This is a genomic window from Paludibacterium purpuratum (assembly GCF_004363805.1).
Classification (GTDB): Bacteria; Pseudomonadota; Gammaproteobacteria; order Burkholderiales; family Chromobacteriaceae; genus Paludibacterium; species Paludibacterium purpuratum.
Genome location: NZ_SNZP01000004.1, coordinates 246,267 through 269,011 on the forward strand (window position 1 = coordinate 246,267; position 22,745 = coordinate 269,011).

Below are 22,745 nucleotides of genomic sequence, written 5' to 3' on the forward strand. Positions count from 1 at the left end.
CAGAATGCAGCGACGGGGCCGTTCCCCGTCATAGAGAAAGGAGCGCAGTCATGAATCAACTGAGACGTCGTTCCGGCCTTGAGCCCTTGTTCGACGATATGCTGAAAGGCTTTTTCGTGCGCCCTCTGTCTTTGGAGTCCGAGTTGGGCGCCAGCATCAGGCTGGACGTCAAAGAGGACGAGAAAGCCTATACGGTGCATGCCGAAATGCCCGGGGTGAAGAAAGAGGACATCCATGTGCAAGTGGATGGCAACCGTGTTTCGCTGACTGCAGAGGTCAAGCATCAGTCCGAAACCCGGGATGGGGAAAAAGTGTTGCGCGCCGAGCGCTATTTCGGTCAAATCTCGCGCAGTTTTCAATTGACGCAGGATATCGACGAAGGCGGCGCCCAGGCCGAATTCAAGGACGGTATTCTGGAGTTGGTACTGCCCAAACGCGATAAAGCCAGCAGCCGACGCATCGCCGTCAAGTAAGCGTCACCCGATCCCCGCCATGCCGCGCTAATCGATGCGCGGCATTTTTGTGTGCATCGATCCTAGGTCTGGCGCACCTGATAACGTTGGCGAAAGGACCAAAAGAGGCGCAGGCCGAGCAACACGGCCAGGATAGCGGCGAACAGAATGGGTTGGCGCAGGTCGCGTTTGACCAACCACCAATAGTGCAGCACACCGAATATCGCAACGGCATAGATCGCGCGGTGCAGTCGGCCCCAGTTACGCTTCAGGCGACGCATCCAACCATCGGTCGAGGTGATGGCCAATGGCGTCATCATGACGAGTGCGGTGAACCCCACTGTGATGAATGGTCGTTTGACCACGTCATGAGCGATGGCGACGGGATCGAAAAACTTGTCCAGTACCAAATAGATCGAGAAGTGCAAGGTAGCGTAGAAAAAGGCGAACAGGCCCAACATGCGGCGCAGGCGCACGATTGCGGACGGGAAACCCAGACGACGCAGCGGCGTCACGGCCAGGGTCAGCATCAAGAAGATCAGTATCCAGTCGCCGGTGGCGTGGGTCATGAACGCCACCGGGTCGATCGCGTCGCCGCTCAGCACGATCAGGATGGTGCGCACGAAAGGGATGAGCGCCAGCACGAACAGCAGTGCCTTGATCCGGCTTAGTGCCGGCTGCGGAGGGGGGAGACGACGTTCCATTGCCGATCCTAGAAATTTTTGCGCAGATCCATGCCCTGGTAGAGCGAAGCCACCTGGCTGCCATAGCCATTGAACATCTGGGTCGGCCGGCGCAGAAATTCGCCGATGCGCCGCTCGTTCGCTTGGCTCCAGCGCGGATGGTCGACCGTTGGGTTGACATTGGAATAGAAACCGTACTCATTTGGAGTGGCCAAGTTCCAACTGGTTTGCGGCTGAGTATCGGTCAGGTGGATGCGAACGATGGCCTTGATACTCTTGAAACCGTATTTCCACGGAACGACCAGGCGGATCGGCGCGCCATTTTGGTTCGGCAGCACGTTGCCGTACAGTCCGACCGCCAATAATGTCAGCGGATGCATGGCTTCGTCGATACGCAGTCCTTCGCGATATGGCCAGGCGAGCAGCCCTTCGGCCATGCCGGGCATTTCGCTCGGGCGGTTGAGCGTTTCAAAGGCCACATAGCGCGCTTTGGCGGTCAGCTTCATCTGCTTGAGCAAGGCGGCGAGTGGGAAACCGACCCAAGGGATCACCATCGACCAACCCTCGACGCAGCGGTGGCGGTAAATGCGCTCCTCCAACGGTAGACGCAGCAGCGTATCGATGTCGAAGGTGCGCGCTTTCTCCACCGCGCCATCCACCACGATGCTCCATGGATGGGTTTTGAGTACGCCGGCGTTTTCCGATGGGTCGGATTTGCCGCTGCCGAATTCGTAGTAATTGTTGTAGTGCGTGATGTCGCGCAGGCTGTTTGGCTTGTCGTTGGCGGCGAGGACGCTGGTCCCTTTCTTGAACGACAGGGCGGCGAAAGCATCGCTGGCCATCAGTAGCCCGGCGGCGCCAGCCATCATGAACTTGCGCCGATCCAGGTAGTGCTGCAGCGGGGTGATCTCGGAGGGCGCGATATCCGACGGTTTGCGAATCAGCATGGTGTGTCTCCCGAAGAGGGGGCGGACCAAGTCCGTCAATCTGACACTAGACGGGAAATGATTCTCATGCCACCCAGGCGTGGCCGATCGCGCTGCCCTGCGGCCCCACTTTGGCCAGCCGGTCGGCGATGGCTTGCATGCCGGACCAGCGCGGTGCGCACCAGTCCGGCGCGATCAGCGTCGGAAATTGCGCGGTGGCCGAGACGCGGTGATAGACCACCTCGGGCGGGGTGTGGCGAATCAGTTCGGCGGCCAGCTCGGCGTACTCGGCCAGTGGCAGCGGGGCAATCTCGCCGCGGCGGAATTGTGCCGCCATACGGCTGCCTTTCACGATCATCAACGGATGCAGCTTCAGTCCCTCGACGCCCAAGTCCAGCACCTGCGCCAGCGTGTCGTGCATCATCGCCGGCGTTTCGCCCGGCAAGCCGACGATCAAGTGAGTGCAAAGATTCAGTCCCCGCGCCCGGCTACGTGCCACGGCATCGCGGTAGGCCGCCAAGCCGTGGCCTCGGTTGATGGCCGCGAGCGTCCGCTCATGGGCACTTTGCAGCCCCAGTTCCAGCCAGACTTCCAAGCCTTGCTCCCGGTAGCCCGCCAGCAAATCGAGCACCGCATCCGGTACGCAGTCCGGTCGCGTACCGACGCATAGGCCGACGATGTCGCTCTGTGCCAATGCTTCCTCATAGGCGCGGCGCAGTGTTTCCACTTCGGCGTAGGTGCTGGTATAGGCCTGGAAATAGGCGAGGTAGCGCTTGGCGCGATCCGTCTTGCCTTTTTCTTGTCCGATTTGTTCGCCGATGGACAATTGGCCGGCGGCGCGACCGAAGCTGCGCACATTGCAGAAGGTGCAGCCACCCTTGCCAAGGGTGCCGTCTCGATTGGGGCAGGTGAAGTCGCCGGCCAGCGATAGCTTGTGCACGCGTTCGCCGAAGCGGTCCTTGAGATAGCGGCCGAAAGTATGTACGAAACGAGAAATATCCATGGATCAGAAACGAATCAGGGGCCGATGACACGGGTCAGGCTTAGCGCGACCAGGATCGCCGAGCTGGCAAGCAATGCCCAGGCGACGGTCTGGAACAGCCGGTGTAGCGCCGAACGCTGCGCCGGACTCAACAGCGCGCGTGCCAACACGGTCGATAGACCGATAAAGAGCAGCAGATTGAAGAGTCGTCCGAGCATGGGGCATTCCGTGGCAGAGAAGTCAGATTATCGGCGCCGCCCACCCCTCGCGCAAGTTGCTCATATCGTTATAAACTGCTTTGGAATATGCCTTGACGCCGACAAAACCAACATAGGGCCTCTGTCTCATGTCCAATACTGAACAATCAGTCGGCATCGTCACTGCGCAAAGCGCAGATTTTTCCACGCCACTCGAGTTGGCTTGCGGGGTCGCACTATCGCCCTACTGCCTTAAATACGAGACCTATGGCGAACTCAATGCCGCGAAAAGCAACGCGGTGTTGATCTGTCACGCACTCTCCGGCCATCACCATGTTGCCGGTCGTTATGCCGACGACGACAAGTCCGCCGGCTGGTGGGACAACATGATCGGGCCGGGCAAGCCGATCGACACACGATATTTCTTCGTGGTCGGCGTCAATAACCTGGGGGGCTGCCATGGCAGCTCCGGGCCCGCCAGCCTCAACCCCGCGACCGGGCAACCCTGGGGCTCCACCTTTCCGCTGATGACCGTGCCGGACTGGGTCTGTGCCCAGGCGCGCCTGGCCGACCGGTTGGGCATCGATCGCTGGGCGGCGGTAATCGGCGGGAGTCTGGGCGGTATGCAGGCCTTGCAATGGAGCATCGATTTTCCCGAGCGCGTCGCGCATGCGCTGGTGATCGCCTCTGCACCCAAGTTGTCGGCCCAGAACATCGCTTTCAACGACGTCGCGCGCCAGGCGATCCTGAGCGATCCCGAGTTTCACGGCGGCGACTTTTACGCGCACGGCGTGGTGCCGCGACGCGGCCTGCGGCTGGCGCGCATGCTCGGCCACATCACCTACTTGTCCGATGATGGGATGGGAGAAAAGTTTGGCCGCATGCTGCGCTCCGGCGAGTTCAAGTTCGGCTACGACGTCGAATTCGAGATCGAGTCCTATTTGCGCTACCAGGGTGATAAGTTTTCCGACATGTTCGATGCCAATACCTATCTGCTGATGACCAAGGCTCTGGATTATTTCGACCCGGCCAAGTCATACGACGATGACCTGGTGGCGGCGTTGCGCCGGTCGCGTAGCCGCTATCTGGTGGCCAGCTTCACTTCCGACTGGCGCTTCTCGCCGCTACGCTCGCGCGAATTGGTGCGCGCTCTGGTGGCCGCCGACCGGCCGGTGAGCTACGGCGAAATCGAATCCACGCATGGGCATGATGCCTTTCTGATGCTGGATCCGCCCTATGTGCGGCTGATGCGCAGCTATCTTGCGGGCGTGGCGGCGGAGGTGCGGGCATGAATACGACCTTGAGAGCGGATCTGCGGCTGATCGCCGATTGGGTGCGTCCCGGCGCGCGCGTACTGGACCTGGGCTGTGGCGATGGCGCGCTGTTGGCATGGCTGCAGCAGCATCGGCAAACGCGTGGGTATGGCGTCGAGATCGATGTCGAGAATGTGGCGCGTTGCGTCGAGGCCGGTGTGTCGGCGATTCAGGGCGACTTGGAAACCGGCTTGAGCGACTTCGCCGACGGTAGCTTCGATCTGGTCATCCTGTCGCAGACTATCCAGGCCATGCATCACACCGAGGAAATCCTGCTGGAAATGTTGCGTGTCGGGCGCGAGGCCATCGTTACTTTCCCCAATTTCGGCTACTGGCAGAATCGCTGGCAGATTTTCCGTGGGCGCATGCCGGTCTCGGAGACGATTCCTTATCAGTGGTACGATACGCCCAATATCCACTGGTGCATGCTGGGCGATTTCGAGGCTCTGTGCGCCAAGAACGGCATCCGCTTGTTGGAGCGCGTAGTGATGGATGGCGAGCGGCGCGTCGGTTTTCTACCCAATCTGTTCGGGAGTCTGGCTTTCTACCGTGTTGGCCGCTAGCCCGTTTGCAAGGAAGTCGTGTTGAGTTCGTCCGAAAACGAAGTAAGCAGCGTGCGGCGCGAGATTTTTTCGCGCCCCATGCTGACCTGCGTACTGACCGGGTTTTCCTCCGGCTTGCCGTTGTATGTCCTGATCAACCTGTTGCCCGCCTGGTTGCGCGGCGCAGGGGTCGATCTTAAGGCCATCGGGCTATTCGCCCTGATTCAGTTGCCGTTTACTTGGAAGTTTCTTTGGTCGCCGCTGCTCGACCGTTTCGTTCCGCCGTTTCTCGGCCGGCGACGTGGCTGGATGCTGGTCAGCCAGGTGTTGCTGACGGTCGGCATCGGCACCTTCGGCTGGTTCGAACCGCAGCGCGATCTGTGGTCGATCGCCATGCTGGCTTTTGCTGTGGCGTTCTTTTCCGCAAGCCAAGACATCGTGCTCGATGCTTTCCGGCGCGAGATCCTCAGCGACCGAGAGCTGGGCCTGGGCAATACCGTGCACATCAATGCCTATCGGCTTGCCAGCCTGGTGCCGGGGTCGCTGGCGCTGATCCTGGCCGATCATCTGCCATGGGGCAGCGTGTTCTGGATCACGGCGTTATTCATGCTGCCGGGGGTCGGCCTGTCGTTGTGGGCGGCCGAGCCCGCGCTGACGCACGGTGCGCCGAAAACGCTGCGCGAGGCGGTCTGGGAGCCGTTTCACGAATTTATTCATCGTGCCGGCTGGCGTTCGGCCCTCACCATCCTGCTGTTCATCTTTCTCTACAAACTGGGCGATAGCATGGCCACCTCTTTGGCCACGCCGTTCTATCTCGACTTGGGCTTCACCAAGTCGCAGATTGGCCTGGTGGCCAAACATGCCGGTCTGTGGCCCAGCGTGATCGGCGGACTGGCCGGCGGGGTATGGATGCTGAAAATGGGCATCAATCGCGCCTTATGGGTGTTCGGGTTGGCGCAGTGTCTGGCGATTCTCGGCTTCGCCCTGCTGGCCTCCGCCGGTCACTACGGCCATGTCGGCACGCCGGAATTGGTTAAGTTGGCGGGGGTGATCGGTTTCGAGGCTTTGGGGGTTGGGCTGGGCACGGCGGCCTTTGTCGCCTTCATTGCCCGCTGCACCGACCCGGCCTATACCGCCACCCAGTTCGCCCTGTTCTCCAGCCTGTCGGCTGTGCCGCGCACCATGGCTAACGCAGCCACCGGTTACTTGGTGGAGTCCATGGGGTGGATGCCGTTTTTCCTGCTGTGTTTTGTGTTGGCCTTGCCGGGTATGTTGATGCTGCCGCGTGTCGCACCCTGGCGGGAGCGTGATTAAATCGAAGCGTAGGGACGGGGTATGAAATCGACCAAGATTCTGCTGGAAGTGTGCGCCGGCTCGCTGACCTCCTGCCTGGCTGCCCAGTCGGGCGGTGCGGCTCGCGTCGAACTGTGCGACAACTTGAACGAGGGCGGTACCACGCCATCCTATGGCCTGCTTGCCGTGGCGCGCGATCGCTTGAGCATCGGCCTTAACGTCATGATTCGTCCACGGGGTGGCGATTTTCTCTATGACGAAGGGGAAATCGAGGTGATGCGGCGCGATATCGAGCAATGCAAGCGTCTGGGGGTCGACGGGATCGTTTTGGGCGCGCTGACCGAGGATGGCGATGTCGATGTGGCGCTGACGGGCGAGCTGGTGGCATGGGCCGCGCCCTTGCCGGTGACTTTTCACCGTGCGTTCGACCTGACGCGCGATCCGCTGCAGGCGCTCGAGCAAGTGATCGCCAGTGGTTGCCGGCGCCTGCTGAGCTCCGGCCAGGCCGCCAGTGCCTTCCTCGGTGGCGAGTTGCTGCGCGATTTACACGCGGCCGCCGGTGCTCGGTTGGTGGTGATGCCCGGTTGTGGCGTGCGCGCGGATAACATCGTCGCCCTGAGACAGCTGACCGGTTGTCGCGAGTTCCATTCCTCGGCGCGTCTGCCGGTAGCCAGCGCCATGCGCTACCGTAAGGAAAGTCTGTCGATGGGCATGGTCGGCGCCGACGAGTATGCTCGCGAGGAAACCTCGGCCGACCAGGTCGCCGCTATTTTACAGGCGGCACACGGCGCTTGAGTGTCGTCCTTGCGTATCAACGAAAACGCCCCGATTTCCGGGGCGTTTTCGCTAGTGCTTGGCCGGCGGCTTAACGCGAGCCGATCTTGCCGGTCACCGGATCCTTGCCGTCAAGCGAGGTCAGTGCACCGTAGTATTCCGGACGGCGGTCGCGGAACACACCCCAGGCGCGGCGCTTGGCGGCCAGGGCAGCAAGGTCGAAGGAGGCGGTCAGGATTTCCTGCTGGTCGGCCGAGGCTTCGGCCACCAGTTCGCCTTCCGGACCGGCGATGAAGGAACGGCCGTGGAAGGTGTTGGCCCAGTACTTACCATGCTCCATGCCGATGCGGTTGGACGCCACGATCGGGATCAGGTTGGCGGCGGCATGGCCGCGTTGCACCATCTGCCAGTGATCGGCCGACTGCAGGCTGTTGTCATGCGGCTCGGTACCGATGGCGCTCGGGTAGAGCAGAATTTCCGCACCGCCCAGCGCGAACGAACGTGCGGCTTCCGGGAACCACTGATCCCAGCAGATGCCCAGGCCGATGCGCGCGTAGCGGGTCTGCCAAACCGGGAAACCGGTGTCGCCCGGCGAGAAGTAGTATTTCTCGGTGTAGCCCGGACCGTCGGGGATATGCATTTTACGGTAGACGCCGAGCAGACTGCCGTCGGCATCGATCACCGCCACCGAATTGAATTGGGTCTGACCTGCGCGTTCGAAGAAGCTGACCGGTAGCACAACGTCCAGTTCGCGTGCCAACGCCTGGAAGCGCGGCAACCAGCTATGGCCTTGCAGCGGTTGTGCCAGATTGTTGTAGCGGGCTTCTTGATCGATGCAGAAGTACAGGGTCTCAAACAGTTCTTGCAGCAGAATGATTTGAGCCCCCTGACTCGCCGCCTGACGGACCATGGCCTCGGCATTGGCCAGGTTGGTGGAACTGTCGGGCGTGCAGGCCATCTGAGTGGCTGCAACGGTGATTGTGCGCATAGATCGTCTCCGGAAAATGCAAAAAGTCCCACCTGGTCCATGCGACTGGTCCCAGGAGGGTTGCCATGATGCCTGTTCAATATTCTATATACGAAAGTGTTACCTGCCGGCGAGTTGCAGTGCAATGCCCGCCAGGCGTTTTCCTTGCGCCAGAGCAAGAAATTTTTCTTCTTCTGATAATGTTTTGTCGTTTTTCATGCCAGACACATGGCTGACGCCGTATGGTGTCCCACCTGTCGTTGTCTGGCTCAACTCGGCGTGCGTGTAGGGCAGGCCGACCCAGACCATGCCGTGATGCATTAACGGCAGCACCATCGACAACAAAGTGCTTTCCTGTCCGCCGTGCATCGACGCCGAGCTGGTGAAAACGCAAGCCGGCTTGCCGGACAGCGCGCCACGCATCCATTCGCCGCTGGTGCCGTCCAGGAAATACTTCAATGCCGCAGCCATATTGCCGAAGCGGGTCGGGCTACCTAGCGCGAGGCCGATGCACTCGCTCAGATCCGCCTGCTCGACGTAAGGCGCCCCGTTGTCGGGAATCGATGGCTCCACTGTTTCGCAGACCGTGGACACCTTTGGCACCGTGCGCAGCCGAGCTCGGCATCCCTCGACGCTTTCCACGCCGCGGGCAATCTGCTGTGCCAGCGCGCGCGTGGCGCCATACTGGCTATAGTACAGAACTAGAATATCCTGCATGGGTTTTTAAATCATGTAAACGCGAATTTCATATTATCCCATCACAGCGGCGTCTCGCACAGATTCACAATGACGACTTGTTGTCGGCGACGAAAATACGACTTGTTGACGGTGGCGATAAATCGTAAGGTGCGCGCATGAAAACGTATTCCGCAACTTCCCTGCATTGGCTCGGTTTTTCCCGCTTCCTGTTGCGTCGCATGGGCGAGAACCGCCTATTGCAAGTGGCTGGCAGTCTGACTTTCACCACGATGCTGGCGCTGGTGCCATTGTTGACCATCGCGCTGATCGTGATTTCGGCACTGCCGATGTTTGCCGATTACAGCACGCGCTTTAAGCTCATCTTGCTGACCAAACTGATGCCGGATTTTGCCGGCAAGGTCATGACGGTGTACATGCGCCAGTTTGCCGACAATGCAGCCAAGCTGACCGCGGCGGGTGTGTTGATGCTGGTTGCGACGTCGTTGATGTTGATGGCGACTATCGCGCGTACCTTCAACGCCATCTGGGGCGGGGGGCGTCCGCGGCACTGGCTGCAGCAGACCTTGATCTATTGGGGGGTGCTGACCTTGGGGCCAGTGGTGCTCGGCGGGGGGCTGCTGCTGTGGCACAACCTGTTGCGCACATCGCGTTTGCAACACACGGCACCGATTCTGGAAGAGCTGATTCAGTCGGTCGGCGCCATCGGTCTGACCACGGTGGCGCTATCGCTGCTGTTCCGGCTGGTGCCGCACCGTTATGTGCCGGCGCGCCATGCCTATGCCGGTGCGCTGTTGACCGCGCTATTGCTGGAAGTCGCCAAGATCGGTTTTGGTTTTTACATCGAGGGAATCGCATCGTACAAGCTGGTCTACGGTGCCTTTGCCAGTATCCCCATCGCTTTGTTGTGGGTGTATTGCATTTGGCTGGTCGTGCTGGCCGGGGCGGTGTTCACCTGTGCGTTGTCCTATTGGCAAGGGTCGGCATGGCGCCGGCGCCTCACCCCGCGCCGCCGGCTGTTGGATGCATTGCAGTTGCTTCTGGTGTTGCAGCACGCCCATGACGAGGGCGTGGCGCTCGGACCGGCCGCGTTGCGCCAACAGGTACCGATCGGTTTCGACGAAATGGGCTGGATACTGGATCAACTGGCTTCGCGAGGCTGGGTACAACAGGGCAGCGAAGGGCGCTGGGTGCTGATGAAGTCGCTGTCGGCCGTGTCGCTGGCCGACTTGATACGGGTATTCGTCTACTCGGATCGTCATCGAAGTGGGCACGAGCCGTTGGAACAGTCGTTCGATGAGCTGATGTCGCCGTTGCTGCAGACGCTCGGTCAGATGACGCTGGCCCAGTTTGTGGCGCGTTTGTCGGTGGCGGCGGATGGATCCCCGGCAGAAGCGCTAGGCCAGGCCGAGCGGTAGTTCGCCCTGCTGTATCGATCCCGCGTCCGGTTCCGGCGTGCAGATGCGGTTGCGGCCAAGCGACTTGGCCTGATAGAGCAGCTTGTCGGCGTGTCCCAGCATGACATCGAGGTTTTCGTTGGCTTGCATCACCGCGATGCCGATGCTGACCTGGAAGTGGATGACCAGGCTCTCGTGCGTCAGTTCGGTCTGTGCGACCTGCTGGCGCAGTCGTTCGGCGATCTGTCGCGCTTCGATCAAGGTGGTATCGGGCAAGAACGCTGCAAATTCCTCTCCCCCCAGCCGGCCGATCACGTCCGTGACGCGCAGGCAACGCCGGCACAGACTGCTGAATAGGCCGAGTACTCTATCTCCCACCGCGTGCCCATAGTGGTCGTTGATGGTCTTGAAATGGTCCAGATCCATCATCATGACCGCTACCGGCCGCTGATAGCGCTTAGCCTGACTCAGATGGCGTTCTGCCGACTCGATGAAATGGCGCCTGTTGAACAATTGCGTCAGGCCATCCTGCGTGGCCAACAGATAGAGCTGCGATTCGTGGAGATTGCGCTGTAGGGAGATGGCTGCGATATGCGAGCAGCGATAGATCAATCGCAGTTCCGCAGGCGTAGGGCTGCGCGGGGTGTCGTAGTAGATGGCCAGTGTGCCGAGCAGTTGGTGGTCGGCGGTAAAAATCGGTGTCGACCAGCAGGCACGCAGCCCGGACAGACTGGCCTGCGGTCCCAGCGAATCCCACAAGGCGCTTTGGCTCAGATCGTTGACGATGATGCTGCGCTTCCAGAAGGCGGCCGTGCCGCAGGCTGCCACTTCCGGGCCGATGGGTAACTGGGCCAACTGTTCCGCGTAGGCGGCGGGTAACGAGGGACCGGCGGCCAGCGATAGCGTATGGCCACCGCGATCCAGCGTCATGATGGCGCTCATGCAGTCCGGCAGTTGCGATTCGATCATCTGGCAGATGCTGTGCATGATCTGATTGACCGGCCGGCTGTCGGCGATCATTTCCAGTACGGCGTTCTCTTCCGTCAATAGCCGGCGGGCTTGGCTGGCTTCGGTGATTTCACGCGCGATGCACAGGATCGAACTTAACTGCTGCCACTCGTCAAGCTCGGGGAATAGCCGCGTTTCGAATACGTAGCGACCGCCGGTCAGTTGGGCGGCTAGCTCGACTTGTTGTTCGCAACCTAGGGTGCGTACCCGCTCCATGGCCTGCTGCAGCGGTTTGGACAGTGCCGCTGGCAGGCCGCTGCCGGCCAGCGTTCTACCGAGGAAGCGGCTACGGTCGGCGCTGTCGTAGCGCATGAGGCGGCGGTTGATGTAGATGCAGCGCAGGCGTAAATCGAAGCGCGCGATGATGTCGGAGGAGTTCTCGATGATGGCGCGAAAGCTGGCTTCGCCGATAAAGGGATCGCATGCAGGGGATTGCTGTGCGTCAGCCCGGTGGTTGACGTTGCGCTGTCGTTTCACGCCAGGCTCCGACAAAAAATTGCATGGCAATATCATGACACCTATGAAATGCGAATGTGTTTTGCAGTGCATTAAAAAAGAAGGTGCGTCGTATTTGTGCAACATTTAAAGTAGAGCCATTCCTCCCCGCGTGGCGTGTCGGTTCATGGATTACTTCCCTATTTTTTTGAAGCTGCGGGATCGCCCCTGCCTACTGGTGGGAGGCGGAGAAACTGCCTTGCGCAAAGCGCGCCTGCTGCTCGATGCCGGTGCCGTATTGACCGTCGTGGCACCCGATCTTGGGCCCGGTCTGGCCGAATTGGCGGCGCGCGGTCAACTGCGGCATCTGGCCGAAACGTTCGCATCGCGGCATGTCGAGCATATGCGCTTGGTGGTGGCCGCCAGCGGCCAGCCGGCACTGGATCGACTGGTCGCCGAGGCCGCCGAGGCGGCCGACATCTGGGTCAATGTGGTCGACGACCCGCAGACTTCCAGTTACATCACGCCGTCGATCATCGATCGCTCACCGTTGGTCATCGCCCTGTCGACCGGCGGCGGTGCGCCGGTGCTGGCGCGCATGCTGCGTGAACGGCTGGAAAGTCTGATTCCGGCCGGTTGGGGGCGAGTGGCTGATTTCGCGCGACTCATGCGCCAGAGAGTGTCGGCGAGGATCGCCAACAGCGATGCGCGCCGAGCCTTCTGGGAGTCGGTGCTTGCCGGTCCGATCGCCGAGGATCTGGTTGCCGGTAACCTGGAGCGGGCCGAGGCGCAATTGACGGAGCGCCTGGCCAACGCCGACGACGTACCGCGCGGTGCGGTGTATCTGGTGGGAGCCGGTCCGGGCAATCCCGATTTGTTGACGTTTCGTGCCCTGCACTTGATGCAGCAGGCGGATGTGGTGCTGTACGACAATCTGGTTGCCGACGTCATGGTCAATTGGGTGCGTCGCGATGCCGAACGTATCTACGTCGGCAAGACGCGTGCCAATCACACGCTCAGCCAGGAGGAAATCAATCTGCTGATGGTGCGTTTGGCTCGCGATGGCAAGCGGGTGGTGCGCTTGAAGGGCGGCGATCCGTTCATTTTCGGCCGTGGCGGCGAAGAAATCGCAACGTTGGCGCAACACGGTATCCCCTTCGAGGTAGTGCCGGGCGTGACCGCGGCCAGCGGTGCTGCGGCCTATGCCGGCATTCCGCTGACGCATCGCGACTACGCGCAATCGGTGACCTTCGTTACCGGCCATCGTCAGGACGGCAGCATCGATCTGGATTGGCCGATGCTGTGCCGCCCTCGACAGACAGTGGTGGTCTACATGGGGGTGGCGACGGCGCCGGCGTTGTGCGAAGCCTTCATCCGGCACGGCCGCGCTGCGGATTGTCCGGTGGCGGTGGTGGAGCGCGCGACCACGGTCGACCAGCGCGTGCTGGTTTCGACATTGGCCGATTTGCCGGATAAGCTTGCCGCCGTGCAAATTAGGTCGCCGTCGCTGATCATTGTCGGCGAAGTGGTGCAATTGGCCGCACAACTAGGGTGGTTCGACCCCCGTGCGGGCGGCGACCCTGCTACAATCGGCGGAAGCTCCCGGGGAACTTTCTGAAGGCGGGATTTCCGGACAGATCGAGACTTATCGGTTCTTAACACACTATGGTTGGTATTTTACTGATAACACATGGCAATCTCGGCGCGGTGCTGGCCGAAGATGCCTATCACATCCTGGGACGCTCCTGGGAGAATTTGAAGGCATTGTCGGTCGACAAGTCGGACGATCCGGACGTCAAGCACGCCGTGGCACAGACCATGGTCGGTGCGCTGAACGATGGCTCGGGCGTGCTGGTGTTGTCCGATATGCTGGGCGGAACGCCGTCGAATATAGCCAGTCGGCTGGTCCATGCCGGCAAGGTAGAAGCGGTGACAGGCGTCAACCTGCCGATGCTGGTGCGGGCGCTAAGCTATAGCCAGCAACCGCTCGACGTGGTGGTGAGCAAGGCGGTGACCGGCGGTTTGGAGGGCGTGGTTTACATTATCCCGGGGGAGGGGAATGGTTAAATCCGAGGTCGAAATCATTAATAAGCTCGGTCTGCATGCGCGCGCGTCCAGCAAGTTCACCCAGTTGGCCAGCCGTTTCCAGAGCGAGATATTCATTTCCCGCAATAATCGGCGCGTGAACGGTAAAAGCATCATGGGCGTGATGATGCTGGCCGCGGCCAAGGGCAGCACGGTGGAGCTCGAGGTGAGCGGCAACGACGAAGAGGCCGCGCTGGCGGCTTTGGTGGCATTGATCAATAACCGGTTCGACGAGTCGGAATAACAACGGACGGATTTACGGGAGGGGCGGGTCAATGAGCATCATCCTGCACGGTGTGGCGATTGGCGGAGGCGTGGCGATCGGCCGAGCCCACCTGATATCACGTAGCATGGACGATGTTGCCCATTATTCGTTGGAGGAGGACGAGGTTCCGGCGGAAATCACCCGTTTCGACGAAGCGATCCGCGCCACCCGCAAAGAACTGGAAATGCTCTGGGGCACGATTCCGGAAAATGCCCCCGCCGAGCTCGGCGCCTTCTTGTCACTGCACATCATGCTGCTGGGCGACGTCACCATCTCGCGGGAACCGCGCGAAATCATCTCGGCCCAGAAGTGCAACGCGGAATGGGCGTTGAAGTTGCAAAGCGACATGCTGGTCGCCCAGTTCGAGGCGATCGAAGAAGATTATTTGCGCGAGCGCAAGCACGATGTGCTTCAGGTGATCGAGCGAATCTTCAAAAATCTCGACGGCCACGATGCCCAATTGCCTGCCGCCGACGATCTGGTCGAGGACGCGATTCTGGTCGCGCACGATCTGTCTCCTGCCGACATGGTGTATTTCAAGGAATCCGAATTCGCGGCGTTCATCACCGATGTCGGCGGCGCGACTTCCCACACCGCCATTCTCGGTCGTAGCCTCGATCTGCCGTCTGTCATTGCCCTACATCATTCGCGCGAACTGATTCGCGAGGATGAAATGGTGATCGTCGACGGGCAGCAGGGCGTGGTGATCATCAATCCGGACGAACTGGTGCTGGCGCAATACCGCCGCCGGCTGCGTGCTTGGCGCGATGCCCGTCGCAAGCTGTCGTCGATCCGCAAGGCCAGCGCTCAGACCGAGGACGGCACGCCGATCGACTTGATGGCCAATATCGAAGGCCCGCAAGATATCGAAGATGTGCGTGGCTGTGGCGCCGCGGGCGTAGGTTTGTTCCGTAGCGAGTTCCTATTTCTCGGCCGCGATAGCCTGCCATCGGAAGACGAGCAATACGAAGCCTATCGAACGGTTCTGGAGCAGATGAAAGAGCTGCCGGTCACCATTCGCACCATGGATCTGGGGGCCGACAAGAGCCCGCGCTGGTTGAATCACGGTGTGGCGGAAAATCCGGCGCTGGGGTTGACCGGCATTCGCTTGTGCCTGGCCGAACCGCTGATGTTCCGCGTTCAGTTGCGCGCGCTGTTGCGGGCCTCGGTGCACGGTAAGCTGCGCGTGATGTTCCCGATGCTTAATTCGCTGCAGGAACTGCGGCAGGCGCTGGCACAAGTCGATTACGCGCGCGAGGAACTGCGCGACGAGGGGCAGCCTTATGCCGACTCGGTCGAGTTCGGCGCCATGATCGAAATACCGTCCGCCGCACTGGTGGTCGGCAGTTTCCTCAAGCACATCGATTTTCTGTCGATCGGAACCAACGACCTGATCCAGTACACCCTGGCCATCGATCGCAACGACGATTCGGTCAGCCATTTGTACGATCCGGTGCATCCGGCGGTGCTGCAACTGATTCTGCATACCATCAAGCTCGGTACGCGCGGCGGGGTGCCGGTGTCGGTTTGCGGCGAGATGGCGGGCGACCCGCGCTTGACGCGCCTACTGCTCGGCATGGGGTTGCGCAAATTCTCGATGCATCCGGCCAACGTGCTGGCGGTCAAGCAACAAGTGCGCAATACGCACCTGGATCGAATTGCGCCTTTGACAAGCCGCATGCTTCGCACCGAAGACCCTGATAGAATTGTCGATCTTTTACAGCAGCTGAATGCCGACACCCTCGGCTGAGTTTCCATTGTCCGATCATAGCGTAGTACCTGTTTCTTCCGTCGAATGCGCCCCCACACCGAGTCGGGGGCGCATTCGTCTGGCCATCGTGCGCCAGCGTTACAATCCTGCCGGTGGTGCCGAGCGCTTCGTCAGCCGTGCGCTGAATGCGCTCAGCCAGTCCGATGGACTGGAGGTATCGTTGTTGGCCCGTAAGTGGGAGCCGATCGAGGGGGTGCGGGCATTGACCGTGGCGCCGTTCTTCCTCGGCAACGTTTGGCGCGACTGGGGGTTTGCGCGCGCGGCGCGGCGCCGTTGGCAGGCGGAAGGCTACGATTTGGTGCAATCGCATGAGCGTATCCCCGGTTGCAACATCTATCGGGCCGGCGATGGCGTGCACGCCCGCTGGCTCGAATTGCGTCGTCAAACGCTGGGTTTCTGGCGTCGTTTATCGTTGAAGCTCAATCCGTACCATCATTACGTCTGCCGCGCCGAGCGGAAGATGTTTCTCGATCCGCGCCTCAAGTTGGTGATTTGCAACGCCGACATGGTCAAACGCGAGATCCAGCAAGCTTTCGGTTTGCCGGACGAACGCTTTGCCGTCATCTATAACGGCGTGGATACGGCGGCATTTCACCCGTCGCTACAGGCGCGCCATCGCGCGGCGATGCGTAACGAATGGCAGGTGCCGTCCGATGCGCCGCTGTTGCTATACGTCGGAGCGGGGTTTGAACGCAAGGGGGTGGCGCGGGCGTTGCAGGCGTTGACGTCGCATCCGTCGGTTTTCCTGGCTGTGGTCGGATCCGACAAGCACTTGGTGCGCTACCGGCGTCTGGCCGATCGGCTAGGTGTCTCGGCGCGCGTGCGGTTTTGTGGTGCACAGGGCGATGTCAAACCGTTTTACGGCATGGCGGACGCATTCTTGCTTCCGACCCTGTACGACCCGTTCCCGAACGTTTGTGTCGAGGCGTTGGCTTGCGGCCTGCCGGTGTTGACCAGCACCACCTGCGGTGCGGCCGAGTTGATCGAGCCGGGCGAGAATGGCTGGCTGGCCGATGCGCTGGTGCCGGCGTCCTGGAGCGCCGCGATCGGCGAGTGGTTGGCGGCGCGCTCGCATTGGGATGAACTCTCGCGTTCCGCGCGACGAACGGCGGAACCATTGCAACTGTCGGAAATGGCCGATAGCCTGCTGGCCCGATATCGGCAATTGTTGCTGGCGCTGCCCTCTGACGAGCAGGCCGCATGAAGATGGAACAAGATGGCATGAGTCAAAGCAAACCCGACAACATGGCGCTGTATCGGCGCTTACTGACCTACCTGCGCAGTTACTGGCGGGTCTTTCTGGCTTCGTTGGTCTTCATGGCCGTTTCGGCCGCCACCGAGCCGGCTTTCGTCAATCTGATGAAGCCGCTGATCGACGAGGGCTTCATTTCCAAGAATCCGGAGGCATTGCGTTACATCCCGCCTCTGATCGTATTGCTGTTCCTGGTGCGCGGCATCAGCAGCTACGGCAACGAATACTCGACCAGTTGGTTGACCGGCCACCTGGTTCAGCGCATTCGCCAGGAAGTGTTCAATAAGCTGCTTAGTATGCCGGCTTCCTACTTCGACAATAACCAGTCAGGTCGGCTGATGTCTCGCGTGACGTATGATGTCAGCCAGGTCACCGATGCCGGTTTCAATGTGTTGACGGTGAGCGTCAAGGACGGTTGTACCGTGCTGGGTTTGTTGGGGATGTTGCTCTACTACGACTGGCGCATGACGTTGATCAGTTTTGTGGTATTCCCGGCGGTGGGCGTTTGCATCAGCCTGATCAGCAAGCGGTTGCGTAACCTGACACGTCTCAACCAGCACCAGATGGGCCAATTGACGCAGGTATTGGGCGAAAGCATCGATTGCCAACGCGTGGTGAAGGTTTACGGCGGCCAGAGCTATGAGGCGGCACGCTTCACCGAGGCCGTACAGGACATCCGCCGCAACGCGGTCAAGCAAAGCGCCGCTTCGGCCATGAATACCAGTGCTACCCAGTTCATCATCTCGGTGGCGCTGGCCGGTCTGGTGCACTTCGCCTTGCTGCGCGGCCAGCACAACCAACTTACCGCCGGTACCTTCGTGGCGCTGATTACCGGTATGTCGGCGATGTTCGCGCCGATCAAACGTATCACCAACATCTCCCAGTCGCTGCAACGCGGTCTGGCGGCGGCCGAGAGCGTATTTCTGTTCCTCGATCAACCTTCGGAACCGGATAGCGGTACGCGAACCCTCGAGAAGGTTCGCGGCGATCTGTCGTTCGAACAGGTCGGCTTCCGCTATCTGAATGCCGAGAAAGCCGCGATCGATCGCTTCGATCTGCAGATCCGCGCCGGCGAAACCATCGCCCTGGTCGGCTCGTCGGGTAGCGGCAAGACCACGTTGGTCAGCTTGCTGCCTCGCTTCTACCTACCGACCTCCGGTCGTATCACCCTCGACGGTATCGATCTGAACGAACTGCGGCTGGCTGATCTGCGTCGGCATATCGCCATGGTCAGTCAGGACGTTGTGCTGTTCAACGACACGGTGGCTGCCAATATCGCCTACGGTGCTTTTGGCGAGGCGACGCGCGAACAGATCGTCGAGGCGGCGCGTCAAGCCAATGCTTTGGAATTCATCGAGACACTGCCGGGGGGCTTCGACTGCCATATCGGCGAAAATGGCACGCTACTGTCCGGCGGACAACGGCAGCGGCTGGCTATCGCGCGCGCACTGCTCAAGAACGCGCCGATCCTGATTCTCGACGAAGCCACCTCCGCGCTCGACAACCAGTCGGAGCGATTGGTACAGAGCGCACTGGAGCATCTGATGCAGGATCGCACCACGATCGTGATCGCCCACCGGCTGTCGACGATCGAAAATGCCGATCGGATTGTCGTGATGCATCAGGGCGGTATCGAAGAAGTTGGATCGCATGCGGAGTTGATAAAGAATCAAGGGTTGTATGCGAAATTGCATGAAATGCAGTTTCATGAGCCAGGCGCCGCTGTGGCGGTCGCCGGTAAGTCGATCGATCAGAGTGATGTTTGACTGGTAGCAAAGGACAGTTTGAATGAACAAGATTCTGGTGACTGGTGGCGCGGGTTTTCTCGGTTCTCATCTGTGCGACCGACTGATTGCGCAAGGGGATGACGTACTCTGCGTCGATAACTTCTTTACCGGCGACAAGCGTAATGTCGCCCATCTGCTGGGCCACCCGCACTTCGAATTGATGCGCCACGACGTGACCTTCCCGCTGTATGTCGAAGTCGATCGCATCTTCAATTTGGCCTGTCCCGCGAGTCCGGTGCATTACCAGTTCGACCCGGTGCAGACCACCAAGACCAGCGTGCATGGCGCCATCAACATGCTCGGCCTTGCCAAGCGGGTGCGTGGCCGTATTCTGCAGGCGTCGACCAGCGAGGTCTATGGCGATCCGGAAGTGCATCCACAACCGGAAGGTTATTGGGGGCGAGTCAATCCGATCGGCATCCGCAGTTGCTACGACGAGGGTAAACGCTGTGCCGAGACGCTGTTTTTCGATTACTACCGACAGCATCAGTTGGATATCAAGGTCGTGCGTATTTTCAATACCTATGGACCGCGCATGCATCCGAACGATGGGCGGGTGGTCAGCAACTTCATCGTGCAGGCGCTCAAGGGCGAAGACCTCACCATTTACGGCGATGGCTCCCAAACGCGCAGCTTCTGTTATGTCGACGACCTGATTGAAGCCATGTTGCGCATGATGGATACCGAAACCGGCTTTACCGGGCCGGTGAACATCGGCAATCCGGGCGAATTCTCCATGCTCGAGCTGGCCGAGAAAGTCTTGAAACTGGTCGGCGGCCCTTCGCGCCTGGTGTTCAAACCGCTGCCATCCGACGACCCGAAACAACGCCAGCCGGATATCGACCTGGCTCGGGAGCGGCTGGGCGGGTGGGAGCCTAGGGTTGGGTTGGAAGATGGATTGAAGGAAACCATCGCTTATTTCCGAACGATGTTTGCCGTCTGATCAATGAATCCGATCCGAGTTGACCGGATCGGTATGCTGAGAACCAAGCACCATGAATAACGACCAGTTGATTCTTTTTTCCGCTGTTTTCGCCTCCGATGAGGCGCTTGCCTGGCTACGCGCAGTACTACAGGGACCGCTCGCCGAAAAATACCGTTTTGCCGTTCTATGCGCCGAAGCCGGGCGGGGCGCGCTGGAAGATGTCGGCGTCCCGCTGTTCACCGCGCAAGACCGCGGGTCGATTCGCGCGCAGCTTAAAGCAATTGCCCCGGCCATTGTGCAGAGCCTGAGCGAAGAAGATCACCGCGCCGCCGCGTATCATATTTTCAGCCATCCGTATTTTGTGCTGGCCACCCATTTGCGTACGGACGAAGCCATCCCTCGTAGCTGGATGAACCATCTCGTCTATAACAAGCTGACCGACATCAATCTGGTGCTCGATCGCGCGATCAAGGCCAATATCGAGCAGCAGGGTTGTCTCGGCCTTCGTTCGCCCGTGGTGTTGACTCAGGAGCAACTCGGTGAAGAGAGCTTGGTGTCGATGCTCGACCATGCCTATTCGTCCCTATTGACACCGGCGCGGCTGGATGTGAACGGCAACATCAAAAAGGATTATTCGGATTTCCGGCTGGCGTACATTACGCACTTCTATTGCAACCAGAAGGATATTTCCGCCGTGACGCGCCTACTCGAGCGCTATGCCGAGTATCCGCCGGAAATACGCGCACGCGTTCATTTTGTCATTGTCGACGATGGTTCTCCGATCGAATATCGCGTGCCGGATCTGCCGCTCAATATCACCTGGCTCAAGATCGATCAGGACATCCGCTGGAACCAGCCGGGCGCGCGTAATCTGGGTGCCGTTTATGCGCGTGCCGATACCATTTTGCTTGCCGATCTCGACCACGAGGTGCCGCTGGAGTCTATGCGCCGACTGGTCGAATTGCCTTCCTGCGGCAAACGGCTTTATAAAATGTGGCGCAAGAATGAAAAGGGCGAGTACATCAAGGGGCATCCGAATCTATTCGTGATGTCTCGCGGCCGTTTCATGGAATGCCATGGCTATGACGAAGAACTGGCTGGACATTACGGTTCGGACGACTACCGTTTCGTCAAATACCAAAAGGCGCGCGGCAGTTTCCAAAAATATCTGCCCAAGCGTATTTGGTGCTTCGAGCGGCAGGATATCGATCGTCAAAAGTCCTATCACAGTTTGGTGCGCGATCTGTCGTTCAACTCTGCGGCCGATAGTCGCAAGCGGCACGAACTCGCCAATGTCGGGCAAGGTTACGGCCATAGCCGCATGTTCCTCAATTTTACCTGGACGATGCTGGCCGATCGGCAGCTCGATTTGCCCATCGCACGTCCATCCGGCCGCGGCTGGAAGTATGCTTCGCTACTACGCCAAATCCTGCCCCGTTTCTGAAGGGGCTGGAGCGGCGTGGCGAACACGGCGGCTGTTTAAGTGAGAGACGGATAGCACAATGGTCTTACTGCGGTATTTTTTCCCAGCATTTTTGCGACAAGACAAGGTGTCGGACGGCTACTCTCGGCTCGCTTGGCTGATTTGGTTACTCACGCTGGTGCTGATGCTGATCTGGCCGATTCCGAACGGGCAGTTGCCATTTCATCGCAATTTCATCCTAGTGCCGCTGTTCTTGTTGCAGGCATGGCTGGTATGGCGGCATGCGCCGGTGCGCGCGGCGTTGCCGCTGCGGCAGATCAAGCCGGTGCTGGTGCTGCTGGGTATTTTGAGCGTCTGGATCTTGTTGACCGGGCTGTTGCACGGGCAGTCGACGAGATTCTTTCTCAGGGAGTTCAACGGCAAGTGGCTGCGCGTGCTGGAAACCGGTTTCATGGGGCTGAGCCTGGTGCCGCTTTTATCCGCCGGCCGTCGGCAACGCGCATGCTACGAAGTGCTATGGGCGCTGTTGTGCGTGATGGGCCTTTTGGCCGTCTGGCAGCTATACGATATAGTGCGCTTGTGGCACCACAACGGGGGTGTCATTCCTTGGCAGTTCACCCGGCTGGCCTACTCGCGTTTCGAACTGAGCGTTTATTTCAGCACGCTGTTGATTTTCCTTTTTGTCGAGATCGGCGTGCGTGCCGCCTTGGGGCGTCGTGAGAGCCGGGTGGGTTGGCCTGCGTTGCTGGTGCTCTTGTCTCTGGCGTTGGCCGCGCAGCTGAGTCTGATGACACGTAACGCCACGGTTGGCGTCTTGGCCAATATGTTGTCGGTGACCCTATTGGTGTTGTTGATGCGGGCCGCCAGCTGGGGCAAAGGCCGTCTGCTGGCTGTGGCATTGCTGGGGGTCGTATTGATCGGCGGGGTGGCGACCATTTCCTGGAAAACGGATAGCCGATGGGCCAGCCTAAAGCAGACCCTGCCGGTGGCGCTGGATACCTCACATCATTTGGCATGGCTGGATTTAAATCGCTATCCCTATCCGTCGATGGCCAATGGACAAATGGTGGATGTTTCCGCTTATGAACGTATCTCCTGGCTAAAGATCGGCAGCGAGCTGATGTTGAAAGAGCCATGGGGCCAAGGTTTGCGCGGCGATAATTTCCATCTGTTGGTCGCGAAGTATTACGGCCCGACCACCACGACCCAGAGCCATTCCGGCATGATCAATTTTGCCTTGGCCAATGGTATACCCGGCATGGTGCTGTGGCTGGTCATCCTGGGTTGGCTGACCGCGATCGGCTTGCACCGTTTCTATCGTTATCGACGCGCCGCGGGGCTCTGTTTGGCGATTTTCGTCATGGGCATGACCTTACGCGGACTGGTCGACGATATCTGGCGCGATCATATGCTGGAGATGTTTTTCTTCTTCTGCGGCCTATTGCTGACACTTTGTTATGCCGACGATGAACCCTCGTCCGAGGCAGAGACACGGGCGCCAGCGAAACTTTAGATCTTACCCACCTCGGACGGATACATCGCGAGCATGCTGTTCGGGTTTTTTAATGGATG

At 59.9% G+C, this 22,745-nt stretch carries 22 protein-coding genes; 15 read left to right on the top strand and 7 right to left on the bottom strand.

The genetic code is table 11. The features are described from left to right. The first annotated feature begins 50 nt into the window (after positions 1-50). On the top strand, positions 51-473 hold the full coding sequence (locus DFP86_RS06605) for an Hsp20/alpha crystallin family protein (protein WP_133679391.1): 423 nt from the start codon (positions 51-53) through the stop codon (positions 471-473). Between the two features lie 62 nt (positions 474-535). On the opposite strand, the gene DFP86_RS06610 is transcribed toward DFP86_RS06605, so the two are convergent. The 4 genes from DFP86_RS06610 to DFP86_RS06625 form a co-directional block, all read right to left on the bottom strand. After that, positions 536-1,156, bottom strand: a complete 621-nt coding sequence (locus DFP86_RS06610) for a protein-methionine-sulfoxide reductase heme-binding subunit MsrQ (protein ID WP_133679393.1) — start codon at positions 1,154-1,156, stop codon at positions 536-538. A gap of 8 nt (positions 1,157-1,164) precedes the next feature. Beyond that, complete coding sequence (msrP, locus tag DFP86_RS06615) at positions 1,165-2,082, bottom strand: protein-methionine-sulfoxide reductase catalytic subunit MsrP (protein ID WP_133679395.1); 918 nt, start codon at positions 2,080-2,082, stop codon at positions 1,165-1,167. 64 nt (positions 2,083-2,146) lie between these two features. Then, on the bottom strand, positions 2,147-3,064 hold the full coding sequence (gene mnmL / locus DFP86_RS06620; RefSeq protein ID WP_133679397.1) for a tRNA modification radical SAM protein MnmL/YtqA: 918 nt from the start codon (positions 3,062-3,064) through the stop codon (positions 2,147-2,149). Between the two features lie 14 nt (positions 3,065-3,078). Further along, positions 3,079-3,261 (bottom strand): protein MIGRI, encoded by a 183-nt coding sequence (locus DFP86_RS06625; protein ID WP_133679399.1) that lies wholly within the window; start codon positions 3,259-3,261, stop codon positions 3,079-3,081. Between the two features lie 128 nt (positions 3,262-3,389). Between DFP86_RS06625 and metX the strand changes: the two genes are divergently transcribed. From metX to DFP86_RS06645, 4 genes are all read left to right on the top strand, one after another. Beyond that, a complete protein-coding gene (metX, locus tag DFP86_RS06630; protein WP_133679401.1) occupies positions 3,390-4,532 on the top strand; it encodes a homoserine O-succinyltransferase MetX in 1,143 nt (380 codons plus the stop codon). Then, complete coding sequence (gene metW / locus DFP86_RS06635; protein ID WP_133679403.1) at positions 4,529-5,116, top strand: methionine biosynthesis protein MetW; 588 nt, start codon at positions 4,529-4,531, stop codon at positions 5,114-5,116. The genes metX and metW overlap by 4 nt, the downstream gene beginning before the upstream one ends. Before the next feature lie 78 nt (positions 5,117-5,194). Continuing rightward, positions 5,195-6,409: an AmpG family muropeptide MFS transporter gene (locus DFP86_RS06640; RefSeq protein WP_133679500.1), complete on the top strand. Its 1,215-nt coding sequence runs from the start codon at positions 5,195-5,197 to the stop codon at positions 6,407-6,409. A 21-nt stretch (positions 6,410-6,430) separates the two neighbouring features. Then, complete coding sequence (locus DFP86_RS06645; RefSeq protein WP_133679405.1) at positions 6,431-7,183, top strand: copper homeostasis protein CutC; 753 nt, start codon at positions 6,431-6,433, stop codon at positions 7,181-7,183. 70 nt (positions 7,184-7,253) lie between these two features. Here DFP86_RS06645 and aguB read toward each other — a convergent pair whose 3' ends face one another. Both aguB and wrbA read right to left on the bottom strand, forming a co-directional pair. Further along, positions 7,254-8,150 carry an N-carbamoylputrescine amidase gene (gene aguB, locus DFP86_RS06650; RefSeq protein ID WP_133679407.1) on the bottom strand — a complete coding sequence of 299 codons (897 nt, stop codon included), beginning with the start codon at positions 8,148-8,150 and terminating at the stop codon, positions 7,254-7,256. Positions 8,151-8,249: 99 nt separating this feature from the next. Beyond that, complete coding sequence (wrbA, locus tag DFP86_RS06655; protein ID WP_133679411.1) at positions 8,250-8,846, bottom strand: NAD(P)H:quinone oxidoreductase; 597 nt, start codon at positions 8,844-8,846, stop codon at positions 8,250-8,252. Between the two features lie 137 nt (positions 8,847-8,983). On the opposite strand from wrbA, the gene DFP86_RS06660 reads away from it, so the two are divergent. Continuing rightward, a complete protein-coding gene (locus DFP86_RS06660; protein ID WP_133679413.1) occupies positions 8,984-10,243 on the top strand; it encodes a YihY family inner membrane protein in 1,260 nt (419 codons plus the stop codon). Here the strand turns inward: DFP86_RS06660 and DFP86_RS06665 are convergent. After that, positions 10,223-11,707, bottom strand: a complete 1,485-nt coding sequence (locus tag DFP86_RS06665; protein ID WP_166642177.1) for a sensor domain-containing diguanylate cyclase — start codon at positions 11,705-11,707, stop codon at positions 10,223-10,225. The genes DFP86_RS06660 and DFP86_RS06665 overlap by 21 nt on opposite strands. Positions 11,708-11,852: 145 nt before the next feature. On the opposite strand from DFP86_RS06665, the gene cysG reads away from it, so the two are divergent. The 9 genes from cysG (at position 11,853) to DFP86_RS06710 (ending at position 22,686) form a co-directional block, all read left to right on the top strand. Then, on the top strand, positions 11,853-13,283 hold the full coding sequence (gene cysG, locus DFP86_RS06670) for a siroheme synthase CysG (RefSeq protein WP_133679418.1): 1,431 nt from the start codon (positions 11,853-11,855) through the stop codon (positions 13,281-13,283). A gap of 47 nt (positions 13,284-13,330) precedes the next feature. Further along, positions 13,331-13,732 carry a PTS sugar transporter subunit IIA gene (locus DFP86_RS06675; RefSeq protein ID WP_133679420.1) on the top strand — a complete coding sequence of 134 codons (402 nt, stop codon included), beginning with the start codon at positions 13,331-13,333 and terminating at the stop codon, positions 13,730-13,732. Then, positions 13,725-13,994 (top strand): HPr family phosphocarrier protein, encoded by a 270-nt coding sequence (locus DFP86_RS06680; RefSeq protein WP_133679422.1) that lies wholly within the window; start codon positions 13,725-13,727, stop codon positions 13,992-13,994. The genes DFP86_RS06675 and DFP86_RS06680 overlap by 8 nt, the downstream gene beginning before the upstream one ends. A 31-nt stretch (positions 13,995-14,025) precedes the next feature. Beyond that, entirely contained in the window at positions 14,026-15,765 is a 1,740-nt protein-coding gene (gene ptsP / locus DFP86_RS06685) for a phosphoenolpyruvate--protein phosphotransferase (RefSeq protein WP_133679424.1), read from the top strand. 88 nt (positions 15,766-15,853) lie between these two features. Continuing rightward, positions 15,854-16,990 carry a glycosyltransferase family 4 protein gene (locus DFP86_RS06690; protein ID WP_243729322.1) on the top strand — a complete coding sequence of 379 codons (1,137 nt, stop codon included), beginning with the start codon at positions 15,854-15,856 and terminating at the stop codon, positions 16,988-16,990. Positions 16,991-17,007: 17 nt separating this feature from the next. Beyond that, a complete protein-coding gene (msbA, locus tag DFP86_RS06695) occupies positions 17,008-18,804 on the top strand; it encodes a lipid A export permease/ATP-binding protein MsbA (RefSeq protein WP_133679428.1) in 1,797 nt (598 codons plus the stop codon). Between the two features lie 22 nt (positions 18,805-18,826). Continuing rightward, on the top strand, positions 18,827-19,768 hold the full coding sequence (locus DFP86_RS06700) for a UDP-glucuronic acid decarboxylase family protein (protein WP_133679429.1): 942 nt from the start codon (positions 18,827-18,829) through the stop codon (positions 19,766-19,768). Between the two features lie 52 nt (positions 19,769-19,820). Further along, on the top strand, positions 19,821-21,194 hold the full coding sequence (locus DFP86_RS06705; protein WP_133679431.1) for a glycosyltransferase family A protein: 1,374 nt from the start codon (positions 19,821-19,823) through the stop codon (positions 21,192-21,194). A 58-nt stretch (positions 21,195-21,252) separates the two neighbouring features. After that, positions 21,253-22,686 carry an O-antigen ligase family protein gene (locus tag DFP86_RS06710; protein WP_133679433.1) on the top strand — a complete coding sequence of 478 codons (1,434 nt, stop codon included), beginning with the start codon at positions 21,253-21,255 and terminating at the stop codon, positions 22,684-22,686. Positions 22,687-22,745: the final 59 nt, after the last annotated feature.

Bases quoted from the DNA above. Each gene is read 5' to 3' on its own strand.
- wrbA (WP_133679411.1), bottom strand. From the start codon at position 8,846: ATGCAGGATATTCTAGTTCTGTACTATAGCCAGTATGGCGCCACGCGC.
- DFP86_RS06660 (WP_133679413.1), top strand. From the start codon at position 8,984: ATGAAAACGTATTCCGCAACTTCCCTGCATTGGCTCGGTTTTTCCCGC.
- DFP86_RS06610 (WP_133679393.1), bottom strand. From the start codon at position 1,156: ATGGAACGTCGTCTCCCCCCTCCGCAGCCGGCACTAAGCCGGATCAAG.
- DFP86_RS06680 (WP_133679422.1), top strand. From the start codon at position 13,725: ATGGTTAAATCCGAGGTCGAAATCATTAATAAGCTCGGTCTGCATGCG.
- cysG (WP_133679418.1), top strand. From the start codon at position 11,853: ATGGATTACTTCCCTATTTTTTTGAAGCTGCGGGATCGCCCCTGCCTA.
- ptsP (WP_133679424.1), top strand. From the start codon at position 14,026: ATGAGCATCATCCTGCACGGTGTGGCGATTGGCGGAGGCGTGGCGATC.
- DFP86_RS06645 (WP_133679405.1), top strand. From the start codon at position 6,431: ATGAAATCGACCAAGATTCTGCTGGAAGTGTGCGCCGGCTCGCTGACC.
- DFP86_RS06640 (WP_133679500.1), top strand. From the start codon at position 5,195: ATGCTGACCTGCGTACTGACCGGGTTTTCCTCCGGCTTGCCGTTGTAT.
- DFP86_RS06605 (WP_133679391.1), top strand. From the start codon at position 51: ATGAATCAACTGAGACGTCGTTCCGGCCTTGAGCCCTTGTTCGACGAT.
- msrP (WP_133679395.1), bottom strand. From the start codon at position 2,082: ATGCTGATTCGCAAACCGTCGGATATCGCGCCCTCCGAGATCACCCCG.
- metW (WP_133679403.1), top strand. From the start codon at position 4,529: ATGAATACGACCTTGAGAGCGGATCTGCGGCTGATCGCCGATTGGGTG.
- aguB (WP_133679407.1), bottom strand. From the start codon at position 8,150: ATGCGCACAATCACCGTTGCAGCCACTCAGATGGCCTGCACGCCCGAC.
- DFP86_RS06710 (WP_133679433.1), top strand. From the start codon at position 21,253: ATGGTCTTACTGCGGTATTTTTTCCCAGCATTTTTGCGACAAGACAAG.
- DFP86_RS06705 (WP_133679431.1), top strand. From the start codon at position 19,821: ATGAATAACGACCAGTTGATTCTTTTTTCCGCTGTTTTCGCCTCCGAT.
- DFP86_RS06625 (WP_133679399.1), bottom strand. From the start codon at position 3,261: ATGCTCGGACGACTCTTCAATCTGCTGCTCTTTATCGGTCTATCGACC.
- DFP86_RS06700 (WP_133679429.1), top strand. From the start codon at position 18,827: ATGAACAAGATTCTGGTGACTGGTGGCGCGGGTTTTCTCGGTTCTCAT.
- msbA (WP_133679428.1), top strand. From the start codon at position 17,008: ATGAGTCAAAGCAAACCCGACAACATGGCGCTGTATCGGCGCTTACTG.
- metX (WP_133679401.1), top strand. From the start codon at position 3,390: ATGTCCAATACTGAACAATCAGTCGGCATCGTCACTGCGCAAAGCGCA.
- mnmL (WP_133679397.1), bottom strand. From the start codon at position 3,064: ATGGATATTTCTCGTTTCGTACATACTTTCGGCCGCTATCTCAAGGAC.
- DFP86_RS06675 (WP_133679420.1), top strand. From the start codon at position 13,331: ATGGTTGGTATTTTACTGATAACACATGGCAATCTCGGCGCGGTGCTG.